This window comes from Lysinibacillus sp. NPDC097231 (genome assembly GCF_044761885.1).
In the GTDB taxonomy this organism is placed as follows: Bacteria; Bacillota; Bacilli; order Bacillales_A; family Planococcaceae; genus Lysinibacillus.
Genome location: NZ_JBIWDH010000001.1, coordinates 86,476 through 106,831 on the forward strand (window position 1 = coordinate 86,476; position 20,356 = coordinate 106,831).

The following is a 20,356-nucleotide window of genomic DNA, read 5'->3' on the forward strand; positions in this document are numbered from 1 at the left end:
ATCACTCCTTTACTTTTTTGCGTTTAATAACTGCTGCTGTAATTCGTATAAAATATTCATCGCTTGCATTGGTGAAGTGCCAAGAATATTTACTTTTTCTAAGTTTTTAAGCACCTCCACCTCTGCTGGAGAAATTGGTTCTTCCTCTGTAAATAGTGACATTTGTACGGGCTTTTCAGCAACCTCCGGCGATACGGCTACTTCCTTTCCAGCCTCGAAATTTTCAAGCAAGACTCGTGCTCTTGATAAAATTTCCTCTGGCAACTGTGCAAGCTGTGCTACATGAATTCCGTAAGATTTATCGGCAGCTCCCTTTTTTACCTTATGTAAAAAGACAACCGCACCATTTTTTTCAGTAGCAGATACGTGTACATTCTGTAGGCGAGGAAGCTCATTTTCAAGTGCCGTTAATTCATGATAATGCGTTGAGAACAACGTATTTGCACCAATTTTGTCATGAATATATTCCATCATGGATTGCGCAAGACTCATGCCATCATAAGTAGATGTCCCTCGACCAATTTCATCAAATAGCATCAAACTACTTTTCGTTGCATGCATAATAGCGTGCTGTGATTCTAACATCTCCACCATAAATGTTGATTGTCCCGCAGCTAAATCATCTGCTGCACCTATACGTGTGAAAATCTGATCTGTAATTGGTAATCTAGCCTTTTCAGCAGGCACATAGCAACCCATTTGTGCCATTACAACGATAAGAGCCACCTGACGCATATACGTACTTTTACCAGACATATTCGGTCCTGTAATAAGCATCATATTGTTCTTTTCTTCAAGTATACAATCGTTGGGTACATACATTTGCTTATTTAGCATTTTCTCTACAACAGGATGGCGCCCTTCAATAATTTCTAGTGCACGACCGCTATGAAATTCAGGCTTCGTAAAACGGTATTTTTCTGAAACGCTCGCAAAGCTTAGTAGTACATCTAACTCACTAATGCTTGCCGCTAATGCTTGTACACGTGGAATAAATGCCTTTAATTCATCACGTATTTCTACAAATAAGTTGTACTCTAACGTTAAACTTTCTTCTTCAGCATTTAAAATTAATGCCTCTTTTTCCTTTAGCTCCTGTGTTATATATCGCTCTGCATTTGCCAAAGTTTGTTTGCGTTCATAACGTGTTAAATCAGCTAAATGGATATTCGATTTTGTTATTTCAATATAGTAGCCAAAAATTCGATTATAACCGATTTTTAAGTTTTTAATGCCTGTTTTTGCCCGCTCCTCTTGCTCTAGCTGTGCAATCCAATCCTTTCCATTACGAGACGCGTAACGTAGCTCATCTAATCGATCATTATAACCGTCACGAATGACGTCACCCTCTTTAATCGTAATCGGTGGATTGTCTGTAATAGCACGAGCTAATAATGCCTCTACATCTGCACATTTATCTAATGTTGTTCCTAGTTTTTGTAATGTTTCTTTATTGGCATTAAGCAGTTGTTGCTCAATCGCTGGTACTTGGCGTAACGAATCACGTAGCTGTGCTAAATCACGTCCACCTACATTACCAAAAGCTACACGACCAGCTAAACGCTCTAAATCATATACTTGTTTTAATGAAGCTTGGAGCTCTGTTCTTACAAAATATTCTTCTAATAAATCTGTAACAATTGCTAGTCTCGCGTCAATAGCAGAACGTGTGGCAAGTGGCTGATGTAACCACTGCTTTAATTTTCGCCCACCCATTGCTGTAACGGTGTCATCTAATAGCCATAATAGCGTGCCCTTTTGGTCACCACCACGTATGGATTGAATAAGCTCTAAATTACGCTTCGAACTAGAGTCAATACGTAAGTAATTTTTCATTTCATGATAGGTAAATGCTTGAATATGTGATAAAGAACGCATTTGTGTTTTATCGATATATGATAACAGACGAAGGCAAGCACTTTGTAAATCATTTGGAACTGCTTCAAGATAAATAGCAACTTTGTTCAATGTCATTTCATCAGTTTCAACAGAAAGTACAATCCCAGCATTTACTGCATGCTCGGCTAATAGAAGCTGTAAACTTTCCGTGACAATCAATTCACGAATACCATATGCTTGCATTTGCATTAAAAGAGCCTTGCCATCCCCTTCAATAGAGGAGGCTACTGCTTCCCCTGTAGATAAGTCTAAGTAAGCATAGCCAAATGTCGTATCATCGAGTTGCTCCACAGCACCGATAAAATGATTGGATTTACCATCTAGCGTCTTACCTTCCATAATTGTCCCTGGTGTAATAAGCTGTACGACTTCACGTCTCACTACGCCCTTTGCTTGCTTCGGATCTTCGGTTTGCTCACAAATGGCAACCTTATAGCCCTTTTGCACAAGTGTTTCAATATAATTTTTCGCCGAATGATGGGGCACACCGCACATAGGTATACGCTCTTTAGCGCCTGCATCTCGACTCGTTAAAGTAATCTCTAAAATTTGAGAGGCGTTGATAGCGTCCTCAAAAAACATCTCATAGAAATCGCCTAATCTAAAAAATAAAAAGGCATCCTTGTAATCTTCCTTTACCTGCAAATATTGTTGCATCATTGGTGTATAAGTAGTCATATATAAAATTCCCTCGCTCTAGCCATATAGATATTTATATTATAACAAAAGATACATGCGAAACGCCTAATTCATCTTTTTTAAGATGCTAGCGTTTCGCATGTATCCAATTAATATTATCTTGGCCTTTCATCAGGAAACGATGAGGACTCTAAAACAAACCTACCTTCTCCACTAGAGCTAGACGAAGAGCTTGAACTAGAGCTAGATGAGGAGGATGAGCTTTCATCATCATAGTTCCATTCTTCTTCGAAATCTAGTGGATGTACACTAATGCAAATTGTCGTTTCACCCATTACCTCTACTACAACTTCGCGTTCTACTACGATTTCAAATTTCGTGCCGCATGGAGAGATTATTGCTTCTATGCAGTTTGGCTCTTGAATGACACGTACACGAACATCATCACCAACACTAACTTCGCCGTCTCTAAAAGAAAGCTTCACTTTGTCTTTATAGTGAACCGTTTCAGAAAACACTGCTGTTTTCGAATGATTACTATATGCATACCATACATTGACATCAAATTTCCCTGATACTTCTACAAATTTGCCGACCTTTTTTGCGGAGCAAGTATGGTTGATAACCCAGCAACCAAGAATACTTGTCGGTTTATTTGATGGACTTAATGTTACTTTTTCTTCCGTTCTCTTCTTCCCTTTGGCAACTACTGCTCTCGTCACGATTTGTCGTAAACGTTTCAGCGCAATTCCTCCTTCGACTCTTTTCACAACATCATATGCAGGTAGCGCCTATTGGGTGAACATATATTTTCAGAGAACTACATAATTCGTTTTTTTATACTATATTTTCTTATTTATGGATATTTTATGTGACATGGAAAGTCATTAGATAATGGAAAACCCCAAATAAAAGATCCAGATAGAGTATATTTCTATCCGGATAAAGAAGCTAATTATTTTTCTAATAACCACCATAATCCTCTTACGATAACAAAAATCAGAATGGTAACAATCTGTCCACCACTTTTTTGTTCAATATAACCAAAAAAAGACCGAGATAATCTGAATGGATATCAACCATTTGTTTTACCGAAGAGCCATAAAACTTCAACTTCATTGAACAACAAAAATAGAAATAGCTCGGATGAAATCATTCGAGCTATTCCTTCAATTATTATTTTTATGAGCAGCTACCTGGTTTCGTATTTGCTACGTATGAGCCAGTTTCACCACGTAATACATCGCCACCTGTTGAGCGAATAATCTCATTCGTAACATTGTTAGCAATAGTATTCGATACTAATTGTAACAAATCATTTACATCACTTTGAGATTCTTTAAATTGTTGTACCACTGGGATTGCATTGATTTCTTCTTCGATTTTAGCAATTTTATCCTCAATCATTTTCAATGCCTTTTCTTTCCCTAAGTGCTGGAAGTTAACTGCTTGCTTTTGTAAGCTCTTTAGACTAGCAATACGTTCACGTACATGTTGATTTTCATTAATTTGCGCTTCTACTTTTTTGAAATATTCAACTTCTGATGTATTGGCAATCATATGCGCAATTTCATGTGACTTCTTAATTAAATCTTCTTTTGTATAAATTACTTGTGTCATTTACGCTTCCACCTTTTCATTTTTTACAACTTCTATAAATTCACCACTCAGTGAGTAGGAAGTAGCCTCAACTATTTTAACCTTCACTAACTGACCAATAAATTCTTTTGGTGCTTTAAAGTTTACAAGACGATTTTTACGCGTATAGCCTGCTAACACATCATCGCGCTTTTTACTTGTCCCTTCAACTAATACTTCTACGATTTCACCTTTTAAGCGCTCTAAAGCTTTGCGAGAATATTCTCCTACAACTTCATTTAATCGTTGAAGACGTTCTTTTTTCACCTCTTCAGGTACATTATCCACCATTTTGGCAGCAGGTGTACCTTCACGAGGAGAATAAATATACGTAAAGGCTGCCTCAAAGCCAACTTCACGGTATAAAGACAGTGTCTCTTCAAATTGCTCCTCTGTCTCGTTTGGATAGCCTACGATAATATCAGTTGTTAATGTTACTTCAGGAATAGCAGCCTTAATTTTTGCCACTAACTCAAGGAAATGCTCCCGTGTATATTTACGTGCCATAATTTTAAGCACTTCATTTGAACCAGACTGTACCGGTAAGTGAATATGCTCAACTAAGTTCCCACGTTTTGTAAGTACTTCGATTAAATGATCATCGAAGTCGCGTGGATGACTCGTTGTAAAACGAATACGAGGGATATCAATTTTTCGTAATTCGTCCATTAAATCACCTAGACGATAATTAAGATCCTCAAAATCCTTACCGTAAGCGTTGACATTTTGGCCTAGCAGCATAATCTCTTTATAGCCAGCTGCAGCCAAATCGCGCACTTCAGCAATGATTTCCTCTGGACGGCGACTACGCTCCTTACCACGTGTATAAGGTACGATGCAATATGTACAGAATTTATCGCAACCGTACATAATATTAACCCACGCTTTAATGGAGCCAAGGCGTTTCTTCGGCAGATTTTCAATAACATCGCCTTCTTTAGACCAAACCTCCACGACCATTTCTTTAGACATATAAGCCTCTTTTAAAATGTGCGGTAAACGATGGATATTGTGAGTGCCAAACACCATATCAACATGTGGATAGCTTCTTAAAATTTTATTGACAACAGTTTCTTCCTGTGACATACAGCCACAAACACCTATTATCATTTCAGGATTTTTACGTTTATATTTCAACAGGAAACCAAGTTCTCCAAATACCTTGTTTTCTGCATTTTCACGAATAGCACACGTATTCAGTAACACGACGTCAGCTTCATCAATTACATCTGTAGGCGTATAGCCAAGCTGCATAAAAATTCCAGCCATTACTTCCGTATCATGCTCATTCATTTGGCAGCCATAAGTACGAATATAAAATGTACGGCCTGTACCCATACCTGCAAATTCTTGTGCAATTTTAAAGTCCTTATGGTACTTCACTTCTTCTTTTCCACGTTTTTTTGCATCTTTTAATGAAGGGGCAGTAAAAACCGTTTCAAAATATTTACTATAATCCTTTTCAGGCTTGTCTTCTTTTTTTGGCTGATCGACTTGTTGATTAGCTAAGCGTTGTTCCTCATTCATCGCAATCAGGTAACTCCTTTCAAACGAATTCCATACAAATGAATTCCCATTTTACTATTATACTGAATGATTGCTATATCCTACAAGGTTTGCGTACTAAATGTCGTGGTTTAGACTTAATTACTTAGCTAGATGTATATTTTCGTTAGGTTGCAAACGAGTCTTTTCATTTGTTGGGGCTATACGTCGCTTTGTTGATTCTATCTGTCAATTTGCTGGTTCTATCCGTCGCTTTGACGATTTTTTCTGTCGCTTCGCCGGTTCTATCCGTCGCTTTAAATTCTTTCCGTCACTTCGCCAGTTCTATCCTTCGCTTTGACGATTCTTTCCTTCGCTTCGCCAGTTCTATCCGTCACTTCGACCTTTCTTTCCTTCGCTTTGACGATTCTTTCGGTCGCTTCGCCGGTTCTATCCTTCGCTTTGAATTCTTTCCGTCACTTCGACCTTTCTTTCCTTCGCTTTGACGGTTCTATCCTTCGCTTCGCCAGTTCTATCCGTCGCTTTGAATTCTTTCCGTCCCTTCGACCGTTCTATCCTTCGCTTTGACGATTCTTTCTGTCGCTTCGCCGGTTCTTTCCGTCGCTTTGAATTCTTTCCGTCACTTCGCCTGTTCTATCCTTCGCTTTGAATTCTTTCCGTCACTTCGACCTTTCTTTCCTTCGCTTTGACGGTTCTATCCGTCGCTTTGACTATTCTTTCGGTCGCTTCGCCGGTTCTATCCGTCGCTTTAAATTCTTTCCGTCACTTCGCCAGTTCTATCCTTCGCTTTGACGATTCTTTCCTTCGCTTCGCCAGTTCTATCCGTCGCTTTGAATTCTTTCCGTCCCTTCGCCCTTTCTTTCCTTCGCTTTGACGATTCTATCTGTCGCTTCGACCATCCTTTCCGTCGCTTTGAATTCTTTCCGTCACTTCGACCTTTCTTTCCATCGCTTTGACGATTCTTTCCGTCGCTTCGCCGGTTCTATCCGCCGCTTTGAATTCTTTCCGTCACTTCGACCTTTCTTTCCATAGCTTTGATGATTCTTTCGGTCGCTTCGCCGGTTCTTACCATTATGAAAATGTGTGAACAATTATGGAGTTAAGAGGGGTAATGTAAAGATGATTATTTGTTTAAGTGAGGATTAGGAAGGAATCCAGTTATGTATGCGCACGTTTGAGTATCTTTCCTAGACGTGCACACACACTAGATTATTCAGATAAACCAAGAAAATCTGCATATGTATGCGGCTCGTTTTCCTTTAAAATTGTTAAAAATGTAAATGCAAGCTGTACAACTGACCACCATCTCATATTGTAAGACATCTCAAAGCGAGAAGGTTCTAATGTAAAGACATCCTGAAAAATATCAAGTGGATCAATTTTTTCATCTTTTAATATTGAGAGAAAGCCTAAAAACAACGTATGATCTTTCACTTCAATCATTTTTCCATCAACAAGCGCATCAATATTTTCTGGTTGATGAAAATTACATTGTGTTGCAACGTACCTCTCTAAATCTTGCGCACGTTGCCTTTCTTCACGTTCTCTTTTCTTTGCAATAAAATCAATGACGTTACTCACGTGCATCGCCTCTTCTTTTTTCTTTTATTGTAGCATTTTTTACAAAAATAATATTGCCCGAACATATTCCCTAATTTTCCTTCTGACAAAAAACAAAAGAATGATATCAGCCATATGCCAACATCATTCTTAAAAAACTATTCTTTACGAGTATTTAGCGGGATTGTGATGGTCACTTTTCCTCCACCAGCTGATATATCATTGTCAATTAGCAGTGTTCCACCATGACTCTGAACAATTGATTGAGCAATATAAAGTCCCATACCATGGTGGCTTCCTGCATTTCTGCTCGGATCTCCACGATAAAACTGTTTAGTAGCCTCATTTAAATCCTTCGGAGAAAATCCACAGCCACTATCGGTAACGGTAAATTGAATAAAATCAACAGCACCTTGAACAGATAATGTCACTTCGCCATTTTCAGGTGTGTGCTCTACGGCATTGGCAATGACATTTAAAATTGCTCGATAGAACTGCTCTTTATCGATAAAAATACAAGCAGGAAGCATTTCCTTTTGTACATTCACTTGAAGCTGTTTTTCTAACGAAAGAGCCCTCATTTGATTGTCTACCTCGGTAATAAATGTATCCGTTGTAACGTCCGTTTTTTCACGCACGATACTTTTTTCCATTTTCGCTAAGTCGATTAGCTCTTTCGTGAATTTTTCTAGTTCAATCGTATTCTTCAAAATATAGTCATTATATTCTCTTTGTATATCGTCTTGAGTAGTGTCCTGTAAAAGCTCTGCATTCCCGCGAATAATTGTAAGGGGTGTTTTCAGATCATGAGCAAGAGCAGAAATTTGTTCTCTACGTGCCTGTTCTGATTCCCATTGTTGTGTTAAAGAGCTGTTTAAGGCCTCTTTCATCTGCTCAAGAGAAAAGGATATTTCATCTACTTCACGAATTCCTGAAGGGTTTATCGTAAAATCCAAATTTTGATTTTGTATTTTTTCGATTGCTTCCTGCAAACCAAACATTTTTTTCTTAAGCTTTCTTCCAAATTGGATCGCAAGGACAGTTACTAGAGTTATAACCCCTATAATAAATAATAGAATCTCTAATAGTTGTGGATTAGGTAAATACTTCCTCATAATAGCCGAACGATACTTTGGCAATATATCATACCGTAATATACAAATCTCATTTTCTCGCTCTATAAATGAGTAAAATTGGGTGATACCTCTAGTTTGCTCTTTTTTCATTGCATCCCAAGCTTTAAAAGCGTCCTTCTCTGAAAGATTCCCTGTAAGGAATTTACCTTCTTTAGAAAAGACTGCGTAATCAACAAGGGCTGGAATAATATCAGCTGTAACCGAACTACTAGACGCAATACGATCCCTTGATAATGAAATTTGAGTTTCTGCATAATTTGCTGGTAATACGATGTTGGTAGAAAGGGCAAACATTGTTAAACCGATCAGCAGTACTACTAACAGAATGGTGCCTAAACTTAGGAAAAGGAGATATCGCAGAAAAAAAGTATGTAGGCGCGTTCCTTTAATGGGCTTTATTGTCTCCATTTATAACCGATCCCCCAAATAGTATCTATGGCGTCCATATTAAAGGCATGTAGCTTTGAACGAATATTTTTAATATGCTCAGTTATAGCGGTACTGTCACTCTTCCCATCAAATCCAAAAATCGTTTCATAAATCTTTTCTTTAGAAAACACCTGTCCTCGATTTCTAGCTAGAAATTCGCATATTTCATATTCGCTTTTTGTCAGCATTACCTTCTCCTCATTAACAAACAGCTCTTTGCCAGATAAATTGAAGTGAACGTTATCTACATAAAGAATACTACGTCGCTCTCTTTTTTCGCGTCTCAAATGCGCATTCACTCTTGCACGGAGCTCACCAATTCCAAACGGCTTAATAATATAATCATCTGCACCGAGACCTAGACCATACATTAGATCCTCCTCCAACGATTTAGCCGTTAAAAAAAGGATAGGACAATCTACAGCATGACGTATTTGTCCACATAAAGTAAATCCGTCTATTTCGGGCATCATCACATCCAGCAAAATTAAATCGAAGGCACCAAGATTCATTTTACTTACTTCTGTTGCATCAGAGACTGCCGTTACTAAATGTTTTTCTTTTAGTAATGCATTTTTTATCAATACTAAAATATCTTTTTCATCATCTACTGCTAATATTTTTGCCATACATCTACCCTCATCATTTCAGCATACCCTAACTTTCTGATTTTCTTCCTTCCCATTTCCAGAACCATAAACAAGATAGGACTAATGCGAGTAATGTCCCGCAAACTGAAGCAATAATACCTTCCTGTAGTCCTATTTCCACCGTCGATAGATCAAGCCCTGACGCCTTCATTTCCCATAACGAAACAAAGTGACCACCCCAACCATAAGGTATAAATGACCAAATACCATTACCTAGTCCAGTAAGGAGTAAGGCTACCATTAATGATCCCACAATACCCAGCCCAATTGAGGCACCTTTACCAAAATGAAGACTAATAAAAAAATGTAAAATATATAAAAATGCAAAGCTAACAAACAGAATACATCCAGCAATGAAATAAAATTGATAACCAAAAGTATCTTCATGCAAAAGTTCAATAAAACCAACACTAAAAATACCCATGGACAATAATATTGCCCCAAAACTAAACAATAATAAGAGTAGTAGCTTGCTTAAAAAGGCAATTATTTTTGTTTTAGAAGCTGTTAGCATCTCCTGAAAATGTCCTGCATTTGCTTCTTGCTCCGCTGCCATTGCACAAACTAATCCAATAATAATTGGAAACCCACATGAAAGAGCCTGAAAATAACCGGATATTTTCCAATCAAAATTCCATGGTGAATAAGAATAGTATGCTAAAAACAGCCCAGAAATAATACTCGGTACAAGGAGATGAATTAGTAAAAATGGCGTTCTTTTTACTTTAAGAAACTCTGCTCTCAGTAATCTTAACATTACCATGCACTATTTCGCCTCCCTTTTCTGAAACCAACGTGCAGTAAGGTAGCTGATTATTGCAAACCACGCTAAAGTGACTAATATACCTGGAACTATTACCGACATGCTTAATAACGGGCTGCCCTCAGGCACTGGCAGACCATTTGGTAAAATCTTTAATGTCGGACATATTAGTCTTGCTGTAATGGCATAAGGAACACTATACCAGAACTCTCCATTTGCAAATGCAACCATACCAGCAAAATTGCCAACTATATTTATAAAAATCGCCATATAAGTTCCTAATTTTGCCGCAAGGAATAAACAAAGTGGAATTTGCCATAAAAACGTGACGAAAATTAACAAACTACCTATAAGACTATTAATGAAAGAATAGCTATTACCAAATAGTATTCCACCAACAGTAATACCAGCAAAGAAAATAAGTGTTGTTAATAACAACCAGGCACTACATGAAAGTATTTTACCAAACCAAATCTTCTTTAGGTCTACCGGCATGGCGAGAATACTATGATATTTCAATTTAGCATCTTTTTCTATCACCAATGCACAACATATCGTCAGTGCGCCTGGTAAGAGCATTGTATACCACCAATTATAAGCGCCACTTTGAAAAAAGCTTCCTCCCATTAATACGGCGGGTAGTAAGATCGCCACAATGGGTGCTAGCCAAACTAATTTAGGAATAAAAGTCTTTTTCCATTTTAATCTTTCACCCTTCATAATTGAAATCATGTTACTTGCCTGCCTTTCTATTGGCAGACACTACCTGCATAAATAACGATTCTAGTTCCTGACCTTGAGGAGCAACTCCCTGATAACCTAATTTACCTCCTGCAATGATACCAATTTCATCAACGACCTGCTCTACCTCGGAAAGTATATGGCTAGATAATATCACTGTAATACCTTGCTCCGGAAAAGATCGAATCAGCTTTCGAAGTTCTTGAATGCCGATTGGATCGAGACCATTCGTTGGTTCATCAAGAATTAAAAGCTTTGGATAGTTTAATAGCGCAATAGCTATTCCTAGACGTTGTTTCATTCCTAACGAAAACTGTCCAGCTCGTTTTTTCCCTGTATCGGTCAAGTCAACAATTCTTAATACTTCATCAATACGTGACTGTGGCAAACCGAGGGTAATCGTTCGAACCTTGAGATTTTCTCTTGCCGTTAAATTTTCATAAAGTGGTGGTGTTTCAATTAATACACCAATGTCTTTTAAATCATTACGATTCCATACATGTCCATTAAAAAGTATCTTTCCTGCATTCGGACGCAGCATACCCGTAATCATTTTTAACGTTGTTGATTTCCCTGCACCGTTAGGACCAAGCAAGCCATAAACAGTATTACGGGGTATCGTCAATGTCAGATCCTCTACAATTTTTTGTCCTTTAAAGCTTTTACTAAGATTTTCTGTTTGTAAAATAATATCATTCATTTGAAGTCATCATCCTTTCGATGACTCTAGTGTAAAAAATGATTATAAGGATTTTATAAGGATTCACCACTTTATATGTATTGCTATCAGCAATAAATGCTATGCCTTACTCATGATTCAACAGCGAATACCCGCGGAAGCTGTGCGTTTACCCGCGATTCTGCATCAAATACCCGCGGAAGCTATCCGTTTACCCGCGATTGGGCACTGAATACCCGCGAATGCAAAAAAAGCATTTGGAATGTCATCATCCCAAATGCTTTTCTATCATTTTTACATAAATTCTTTCACTAAATCATTAAAATCATTTTCGCTGATTTTAATATCAATATCCGTTAATGGTAGCTCTGAATAGCCTGGTACTTTTTCTTGATATGAAGTTGTTTCAGTATCTTGATAAATAATACCTGTTACTAAACCTTCATGCTCCATTACTGTACGCATTGCCATACCACGGTCAGAATTATCATAGCCCTCGATATTAGCAAGCTTTGTTAAATTCTCTTTAAACCAATCGTACGTGTTTACTTTGTTATACGTAACGCAAGGAGAGAATACGTTGATGAACGAGAAGCCTTTATGATTAATACCTGCTTCAATTAATGCTGTTAATTCTTTAATATCTGTTGAGAAGCCTTGTGCCACAAATGTAGCTCCACTTGTTAACGCTACTTCTAATGGTTTTAATGATGGCTCAATCGCACCACCTGGCGTAGATTTAGTAATAAATCCTGCAGCTGAGCGTGGGGATGTTTGCCCTTTTGTTAAACCATAAATTTGGTTATCCATTACTACGTACGTGATGTCAATATTACGACGGATGGCATGAATTGTGTGACCCATACCAATTGCAAAGCCATCACCGTCACCGCCAGAAGCAATAACGTGTAAATCACGGTTTGCCATTTTTAAGCCTTGTGCAATCGGTAAGGCACGACCATGAATACCGTGGAATCCATAAGAATTAATGTATCCTGAAATACGTCCGGAACAACCAATCCCAGAAATGACAGCTAACTCGTTTGGTTCAATGCCAACGTTAGCAGCGGCACGCTGAATGGCTGCTTGTACAGAGAAGTCTCCACAGCCTGGGCACCAGTTTGGTTTCACTGTATTACGAAAATCCTTAAATGTTGCCATTAGCGAGTCAACTCCTTCACACGATTTTCTAATTCACCTGGCAAGAACGGTGTACCATTGTATTTTGTAATAGTCTCGATTTTATCGTGACCACCAACATTCATCTTCATAATATTTGCTAATTGCCCTGTGTAGTTATTTTCTACAACGATAACTTTTTTCGCTTTCGCTACAAGTGGTGCCACCTCAGCAGATGGGAATGGGTGAATTAAGCGAATATGTGCATGGTTCACCTTCATACCTTGAGCATTTAATCGTTCTTGTACTTCTTCGATCGCTCCACGAGTCGAGTTAAAGCCCACTAATAAAATATCTGCTTCTTCGTGTGGTACATTTGCGTATACTGGATTATCAAATTTCAATGCAGATAGCTTACGGAAACGTTTATCCATTTGTACTTGACGATTACCAGTTGCTTCAGAAGGTTTACCTGTTTCATCATGCTCAACACCTGTTACATGGTGAATACCGTTTAACGTACCAGGTAGCACACGTGGCGAAATGCCATCATCCGTATCTTCATAACGTTTGAAGTATGCTTTATCAGCCGCTTCTTCAATATCGTCAGTGACAATTTTACCGCGGCGAATTTCAATTTTATTGTAATCAAATGGTTCAACAGATTGTTTACCTAAAGATAATTGTAAATCAGTCATTAAGATAACTGGTAATTGTAACTCCTCCGCAATGTTAAACGCTTGGATTGTGTCAAAGAATGCTTCCTCCATTGTAGAAGGTGCAATGACTACTTTTGGAATTTCACCATGCGTACCATATAACATCGCCATTAAATCTGATTGCTCTTGTTTTGTTGGTAACCCTGTTGATGGACCACCACGTTGTGTATCAACAACAACTAATGGCTGCTCTGTCATACCTGAAAGACCAATTGCCTCCATCATTAATGAAAGACCAGGACCAGCTGAAGCTGTAAAGGCACGAACACCACCAAAGTTTGCACCAATTGCCATTGTTGCTGCAGCAATTTCATCTTCTGTTTGGATAACCGCACCACCGAATTTCGGTAATTTTTTAATCAGGTATTCCATAATTTCAGAAGCTGGCGTAATTGGATAAGCTGCCATAAAGCGTGTCCCAGCTGCAAGTGCACCAAGCGCTACTGCATCATTCCCAATCATGAACATACGGCGTTTGCCATCAGCTGGTGCTAATGCCCATTCACCGACACGATCACCTAAAAGCTCATTCATAATTTGACGACCTCGTGCAATGGCCTCCATATTTTTCTGAACAACTTCTTCACCTTTTTTGCCAAAAATATCATCGACAACATTTTGGAATACTTCGTTTTCTAAATTTAGCAATGATGCAGTTGCGCCAATTGCCACCATATTTTTCATTAATGAAGTACCAAGCTCTGCTGCAACTTCTGTAAATGGTACTGCAAATAATGGTGCCTTAGAATCTTCTGGCTTCACTGGCTCAAATTTTGAATCAGCTAAAATTACGCCTTTTTCTGTTAGTTCTTTATAATTGACGTCGATTGTTTCTTGGTCGAAAGCTACTAAAATATCTAAATCATCCGCAATAGAGCGTACTTCTGTTGGACGAACTGTAATCTTATTATTCGTATGGCCACCTTTAATTCGAGAAGAGAAGTGACGATAACCGTATAGGAAATAACCTAAACGATTCATTGCCATTGAGAAAATCTCACCTGTACTTTCAATCCCTTCACCTTGTTGCCCACCGACTTTCCATGAAAGCTGATGTAACATGTCAACAACTCCTTAAATCCAATGTGTACTATTATTTTTCCTTCATAAGTTTAACACGAAGAAACCTTCTACACTATTGTTATTCCACGATTTAACTGAAAATCAGACCTTTGACTGAAAATACCGTTCAAAAAGTTGTAATTTTCAAATCAATTAAGTATAAAAAATTAACTTGCTACTTTCAAGTGACATTTAACATGTAAAATATGAGGGCAAAGTCTTCTTTCCTGAACTATGCAGCCACATCTACATCTATATTGTCTATATCAATTTCGCCTTGGGTAATTGCGTCTGAAGGCTTTAGGCCAACTTGATGTTGGTCACTCAGTCTTTGTTGTTGTTGTTGTTGCTGTCGCTTCGCTTTCGCACAGATAAAACCGTGTTGCTGTCGCTTCGCTTTCGCACAGTAAACATCTACTGAATAAAGATAAACGAAAAAATGCCTTGCATCATATTATGTGCAAGGCATTTTAATTCATTACTTTTTATCGATTACGTTTTTCCACTAGAAGCTTTAAGGCTGTACGCTCCTCACCAGCAATTAAAATATCGGCAAACGCCGGTGCGCAAATTAAATCTGTGCCACTTGGCGCTACAAATCCGCGTGCAATGGCCACTGCTTTCACGGCTTGGTTAAGTGCACCTGCCCCAACTGCTTGCATTTCTGCTTGCCCTTTTTCTCTGATTACCGCGACTAATGCACCTGCAACTGAATTTGGATTAGAGCGTGATGATACTTTTAATGAATCCACAATTATTCCTCCCCGTTTCGCGAATAGTGTTTACGCTCAACAACTTATGTCCCCCTTTTTGGACCCCAAGTTATTGTCCGTAGGTCATTTTATGCTCGGTAAGAAGAAAATAGACTATTTTCATTTCCGATATATTGCGAACAATCAAAAAATAATGACGAATTCATGTGGAAGTAATCGGAATACACTTAAATAGTATTACTTCAATGAAATTAAAGTGACCTATTTAGCTTCAAAAAGAGTCATTTTTTATTGAATATGATGCTCTAATCTCATTAAATTAACAGGTTTTCAAAACGAAAAAACTATTGTGCATTTTTTAATACACAATAGTCTCTCCTTATCCTTGAAACGGATAATCTTCATTTATATAAATTCGCTCACATTGTAGAGCCTTCCCAGTCTTATCATCAATTTCCACAAAGAAGCCACTTAACACTTCACGGCCATTTTTCGGCACTTCAAAACGAGCTGGCATATTTGTTTGGAATTTATAAATGACACTTTCTTTGGTCATTCCTAATATTTCATCGTATGGGCCAGTCATACCAACGTCTGTAATATAGGCAGTGCCATTTGGATAAATACGTGCATCAGCTGTTTGTACATGTGTATGTGTACCCACAACCGCTGACGCCTTACCATCTAAATGCCATCCAAGTGCAATTTTTTCACTTGTCGCTTCCGCATGAAAATCCACGAATACAAGCGGTGATGTTTGATGCGCTTCTTCAATTAATTTCTCTGCCATCGCAAATGGATCCTCATGAGGTGGTAAAAACACACGACCATGTAGATTAATAACAGATAATGTGACACCATTTTTTGAAATTTGTACCATACCTTTACCTGGCGCCTCACTTGAAAAGTTTGCAGGGCGTATTAAATAATCTGCATCATCAATAAAGTCAAAAATATCTTTGTTATCCCAAGTGTGATTCCCCATCGTAATTACATCTACACCCATTTGCAATAGCTGATTATAAATACTACGAGTAATGCCACGACCTGCTGCTGCATTTTCACCATTAGCAATGACAACGTCTGTATTATATTTTTTCTTTAAGCGTGGTAAATATTTTTCCACTGCATCTCGTCCGATAGAACCTACGATATCACCTATAAATAAAACTTTCATTTTACATAACCACTCTTTCATTAATTAGCACCCTTTAGTTTACCACTTTTTCGCGGTGAACCGCAAAACAAAATCCGACATGTCATTTAGCTTTTCATTATCAACAGTAAATAATCTATTATCTCATAACAAACTGTGTAATCCTTAGCTCGCGCTTAATGTAAATTCTTCATTTTTCTTCATAGATAAGGCAAGCATAATTAATAATATATGGAATGGAAAATAATCCATTATGAACGAATCGAGAACCATATTCGCAAATAACATAATGAAGAGTGGAAGGTTTGTTACTGCTAAAAATCGGAAATTCCCAATTCCTATAACACCTATATTTTTTTGCAATGCGTTATACAACTGCCAAATGTATAATAAAGCAAAAACTACACCAAATATGCCTAAATAATACGGTGTTGACAAATACATGGTATGGGCCATTACTCCACTGGTCAAGTCCGTTCCAAATCCAGCCCCAAAAACAAATATTTTCGTATTCTGAACAATTTCATTAGCAAATATCCCCCAGTTCTTAACGCGCCCCGTCGTAATGGCATCAGAAGTGATACCAGCTCCAAAAAAACGATTCCAGTATATTTCATACAACTGCTCATAAAAATAGTATAGGCCAATGCCACCAATAATAACTACAAAGGAAGTCAATTTCACAGCTGTCTTCATTTGTTGTTTAAAGAAAAAAATAATGGTCAGGGTGATGAGGAAAACTAATGTAATAATAAACATCTTCGAAAAACTAAGCATACCAAAAGTAGCTAAACTAATGATTAAGGCGCTCGATCTTTTCTCCATTTTTCCTTCCACATAAAATAAAACTAATAAACATGATATGGCGATTAAAACTTGTAAACTAAAATAATTAGGATCTAAATCTAAGCCCGCAAATCTTGTATTAACTGCATCATTCATCGTTTTAACTGTATTGACTACGGTCATCGATTCAATAAAATGACCAATTTCAGGAACGTAAAAACTAATGAAGCGAACCATAGATGCCGCAAGTAATCCTAGTGAATAAATATACGTATATCGTCGAAAATACGTTTTATCTTTAATGGCATGTACAGCAAAAAAGATGACGCTATAATTCAAAACAAAACCTATTGCCCCGATTAAATTGCCATTGCTCAACAGCGTTACATTCACCGTATATAATGAAAAAAGAACAAATGTAATGAGTAGCATCGTCTGTATATGATCATTTCGTAACAAAATCCTTAGGAGGCTTAAAATAATATAAAAAGAACTTAAAAAGACAAATAGCGAAAAGCTTGTTAAATCAAATTTTATGACATACACCCATGAAATAAAAAATAATAAATAGTCAAAACGATTTTGTTGCTTATCAAAAAGCATCGATGTACACGTAATTAGAAAAAAAATCACAAGAAATATATTGCTACCTGTGTACATTTTTAGTACGACAAAGATACTGGCAAAGAGGCAAACTATAATACTTAAATGATTTTTTATCCTAATCATTGTTCACAAACTCCAATACTAGTTGCTCATACGCTTTTTGATTTGTGTAATGGTTTTCTGCTAAATATTGTTTCATCATTTGTAAAATGTCCTTATTCTCAATGACACTTGCAACAACCGGATAAATATCTTCTAGATGTCTACCTGTTATAAATCCATTATGGCCGTCACTAATTTGTTCACTTGCTGCCGCAAAGTTTGTTGTAATCACTGGGGTTTCTAAAATGAGCGCTTCCCCAATGACCATTGGATAGCCTTCAAATGCAGAGGTTAATATAAGTACATCGCTTTGCTTGATATAGGGGTATGGATTATCACATTGTCCTATAAATTCAATCACATCGTCTACGCCTAATGTAACAGCTAGCTTTTTATTTGAGAGTAAGTCTGGGCCATCGCCCAAAACTCTCCAACGAAAATCACATATGGATGAATCTTTTAATAATTTGCAGAGCTGCGGGATAAGGTCAAATCTTTTTGTAAAATTATCAACCCGTCCAACGGATACGATATCTGTAGTTCCTTTCGTGAATGGTGTATATTGCAATGCCTGTTCGTTGATTTCATTTATTGGGAAAAAATTATAGACAACCTGTATTTTATGTTTATATTGTGGAATAAAATCAATCATTTTTTGTTTGCAAGCTTTAGATACACATAGAAGTCGATCAAAATTCTTATAGACGTTAACACATGTTTCATAGTCAAAAGCCGCTTCTATAGGATCAGTATGTATCCATGCAAACTTTTTGTCTGCTTTGACAAAATTGTCTACAAATAAATTGGTGCCTTGATTAAAATAGTTGCCTGGCACATCATTAAAATAAGAAATGGCTATATGATAACGTTCATCAAGTCGATGCTTTTTTAACAAAATAGAATACAATCGTGTCGAACCTATAATTCGAACGATGATCATGCACATGATACGTAATACTATATATAGTAAATTTTTCTCTTTTTTCACCTCCGCAAAAGGTGTTGCAATTAATTGTAATAACAAGCTTCCTACCATTACATTAACTGTGGGAGGTATGTCCTTCATGAAAACACCTTTTCCAAATGTGAAAACATCTATTTCATACTCATCACTTGAACTGACTTCCTTGAGTGTGTTAATTAGAGCTTTTTGAATACCACCCATCTGAAAATTCTGTGCAACAAACAAAATTTTCATGTAGTCCCTCCTAGAAAATCATTATTGTTGAACAACTTTTTCAAGGGTATTTGTTATATCAAAACGATGGCAGAATTTGATATTGTTTAACATCATTCATGACTGTCTATAACTAAGAAAAATTACTGTATAATTCAACTAATCTTTTCTCCATAATATCCCAATTGTAATGTTCTTCGTATAGTTGTTTCATCTTCTTAGAAATATCTGGCCATTCATTTTTTCGTTTCACTAAGTTTTCAATGGACTGCTGTAAACTTTCTATATTAAAATCCATGAGCTCTCCAAGATTATGCTCCGCTACCACTTCAGACATCCCAGTGTTTTTTACCATTATCAAGGGTTTTCCTAGCATCATTGCCTCATAAAATTTGTTTGGCGCTGCGTAGTAATGATTGAGAACATTAGGATCGTAGATAGCCGTCATAATATCACAGCTATTTGCCAATTCAAGTGTTTGTTCATAAGGAATTTTGCCGTAGAATATTATATTTTCATGTTCTTCAGAGATGTGCTTCAATTCATCAGCCAACTTTCCAAAGCCACCAATGTGCAATTCATAATCAGGATTCTTCTTGACGACCTCTACCATTTCCCTAATGAATCGATCTCTCGAAAGAATACCAACGTACACTAGTTTTATTTTGTTCGGATTTAAATTTTTCGTATTCTTGATATTTACATAATGCGGGGTATTATAAATGACTTCTACTTTCTTTGGTGATGATTTCGCAATTTGTTCTCGGCGTTTTTCCGTACAAATAATAACCGCATCTACACGATTCATCATCGCCTCATCAATTTTAGCTACAATCTTTCCAATACTGTTCGGTCCATTAAAAGGTGCTGTAATCGAATCGAACATATCATAAATCACTTTTTTTCGAAAAAGTTTTCCGCATACCATCCCTACTAGTGCTGTATCAAAATCACATGCATGAATGACATCAAAGGTATTTTTATTGCGATACAGCCATTTGAAAAGTCTTAGTTGAAATTTTAATAACGGAAAAAAGTTTCCTTTAAACCCACTTCCATAAGTCGCTGGAATTCCAAATCTTGTAATTTCAATAACGTTTGTGGGCGTTAATTGCTGTTGTTTAACCCTGTATTCACTGTCCCTATCCCAAGCTAAAATTTGTACATTGTAATTATTTTTCACGAGACAATCTACTTCCTTTTCAACCCTTGGATCTGGCGAAACAGGATTACTACGCATAAAAACAACTCTCATAAGACACTGTCCCCTCAGACT

General features: G+C 37.2%; 17 protein-coding genes. All 17 read right to left on the bottom strand.

Annotation, left to right across the window (positions count from 1 at the left end):
- Positions 1-9: 9 nt before the first annotated feature.
- Positions 10-2,577, bottom strand: coding sequence for a DNA mismatch repair protein MutS (gene mutS, locus ACIQXF_RS00485; protein WP_402777580.1), 2,568 nt, complete (start codon positions 2,575-2,577; stop codon positions 10-12).
- Between the two features lie 116 nt (positions 2,578-2,693).
- A complete protein-coding gene (cotE, locus tag ACIQXF_RS00490; protein WP_402777583.1) occupies positions 2,694-3,308 on the bottom strand; it encodes an outer spore coat protein CotE in 615 nt (204 codons plus the stop codon).
- 412 nt (positions 3,309-3,720) lie between these two features.
- Positions 3,721-4,158, bottom strand: a complete 438-nt coding sequence (locus ACIQXF_RS00495) for a YlbF/YmcA family competence regulator (protein ID WP_402777586.1) — start codon at positions 4,156-4,158, stop codon at positions 3,721-3,723.
- A complete protein-coding gene (gene miaB / locus ACIQXF_RS00500) occupies positions 4,159-5,703 on the bottom strand; it encodes a tRNA (N6-isopentenyl adenosine(37)-C2)-methylthiotransferase MiaB (RefSeq protein WP_402777589.1) in 1,545 nt (514 codons plus the stop codon). It lies immediately after the preceding gene.
- A 1,188-nt stretch (positions 5,704-6,891) separates the two neighbouring features.
- Positions 6,892-7,269: a 2-oxoglutarate ferredoxin oxidoreductase subunit beta gene (locus ACIQXF_RS00505; protein ID WP_402777592.1), complete on the bottom strand. Its 378-nt coding sequence runs from the start codon at positions 7,267-7,269 to the stop codon at positions 6,892-6,894.
- 131 nt (positions 7,270-7,400) lie between these two features.
- Positions 7,401-8,786: a sensor histidine kinase gene (locus ACIQXF_RS00510; RefSeq protein WP_402777595.1), complete on the bottom strand. Its 1,386-nt coding sequence runs from the start codon at positions 8,784-8,786 to the stop codon at positions 7,401-7,403.
- Positions 8,774-9,436 (bottom strand): response regulator transcription factor, encoded by a 663-nt coding sequence (locus tag ACIQXF_RS00515; protein ID WP_402777598.1) that lies wholly within the window; start codon positions 9,434-9,436, stop codon positions 8,774-8,776. Before ACIQXF_RS00515 ends, ACIQXF_RS00510 begins: the two co-directional genes overlap by 13 nt.
- A gap of 28 nt (positions 9,437-9,464) precedes the next feature.
- The gene (locus ACIQXF_RS00520; protein WP_402777601.1) at positions 9,465-10,220 is read right to left on the bottom strand and encodes a lantibiotic immunity ABC transporter MutG family permease subunit; all 756 of its coding nucleotides are present in this window, start codon (positions 10,218-10,220) and stop codon (positions 9,465-9,467) included.
- A gap of 3 nt (positions 10,221-10,223) precedes the next feature.
- A complete protein-coding gene (locus ACIQXF_RS00525) occupies positions 10,224-10,952 on the bottom strand; it encodes a lantibiotic immunity ABC transporter MutE/EpiE family permease subunit (RefSeq protein ID WP_402777604.1) in 729 nt (242 codons plus the stop codon).
- Between the two features lies 1 nt (position 10,953).
- Entirely contained in the window at positions 10,954-11,661 is a 708-nt protein-coding gene (locus ACIQXF_RS00530; protein WP_402777607.1) for a lantibiotic protection ABC transporter ATP-binding protein, read from the bottom strand.
- A 273-nt stretch (positions 11,662-11,934) separates the two neighbouring features.
- On the bottom strand, positions 11,935-12,801 hold the full coding sequence (locus tag ACIQXF_RS00535) for a 2-oxoacid:ferredoxin oxidoreductase subunit beta (protein WP_402777610.1): 867 nt from the start codon (positions 12,799-12,801) through the stop codon (positions 11,935-11,937).
- Positions 12,801-14,540 (bottom strand): 2-oxoacid:acceptor oxidoreductase subunit alpha, encoded by a 1,740-nt coding sequence (locus ACIQXF_RS00540; RefSeq protein WP_402777613.1) that lies wholly within the window; start codon positions 14,538-14,540, stop codon positions 12,801-12,803. Before ACIQXF_RS00540 ends, ACIQXF_RS00535 begins: the two co-directional genes overlap by 1 nt.
- 485 nt (positions 14,541-15,025) lie before the next feature.
- The gene (locus tag ACIQXF_RS00545; RefSeq protein ID WP_008178903.1) at positions 15,026-15,292 is read right to left on the bottom strand and encodes a stage V sporulation protein S; all 267 of its coding nucleotides are present in this window, start codon (positions 15,290-15,292) and stop codon (positions 15,026-15,028) included.
- Between the two features lie 340 nt (positions 15,293-15,632).
- The gene (locus ACIQXF_RS00550; RefSeq protein ID WP_402778251.1) at positions 15,633-16,430 is read right to left on the bottom strand and encodes a TIGR00282 family metallophosphoesterase; all 798 of its coding nucleotides are present in this window, start codon (positions 16,428-16,430) and stop codon (positions 15,633-15,635) included.
- 144 nt (positions 16,431-16,574) lie between these two features.
- Positions 16,575-17,627, bottom strand: a complete 1,053-nt coding sequence (locus ACIQXF_RS00555) for a hypothetical protein (protein ID WP_402777616.1) — start codon at positions 17,625-17,627, stop codon at positions 16,575-16,577.
- A 289-nt stretch (positions 17,628-17,916) separates the two neighbouring features.
- Entirely contained in the window at positions 17,917-19,101 is a 1,185-nt protein-coding gene (locus ACIQXF_RS00560; protein WP_402777619.1) for a glycosyltransferase, read from the bottom strand.
- A gap of 112 nt (positions 19,102-19,213) precedes the next feature.
- Positions 19,214-20,335, bottom strand: coding sequence for a glycosyltransferase family 4 protein (locus ACIQXF_RS00565; RefSeq protein WP_402777622.1), 1,122 nt, complete (start codon positions 20,333-20,335; stop codon positions 19,214-19,216).
- Positions 20,336-20,356: the final 21 nt, after the last annotated feature.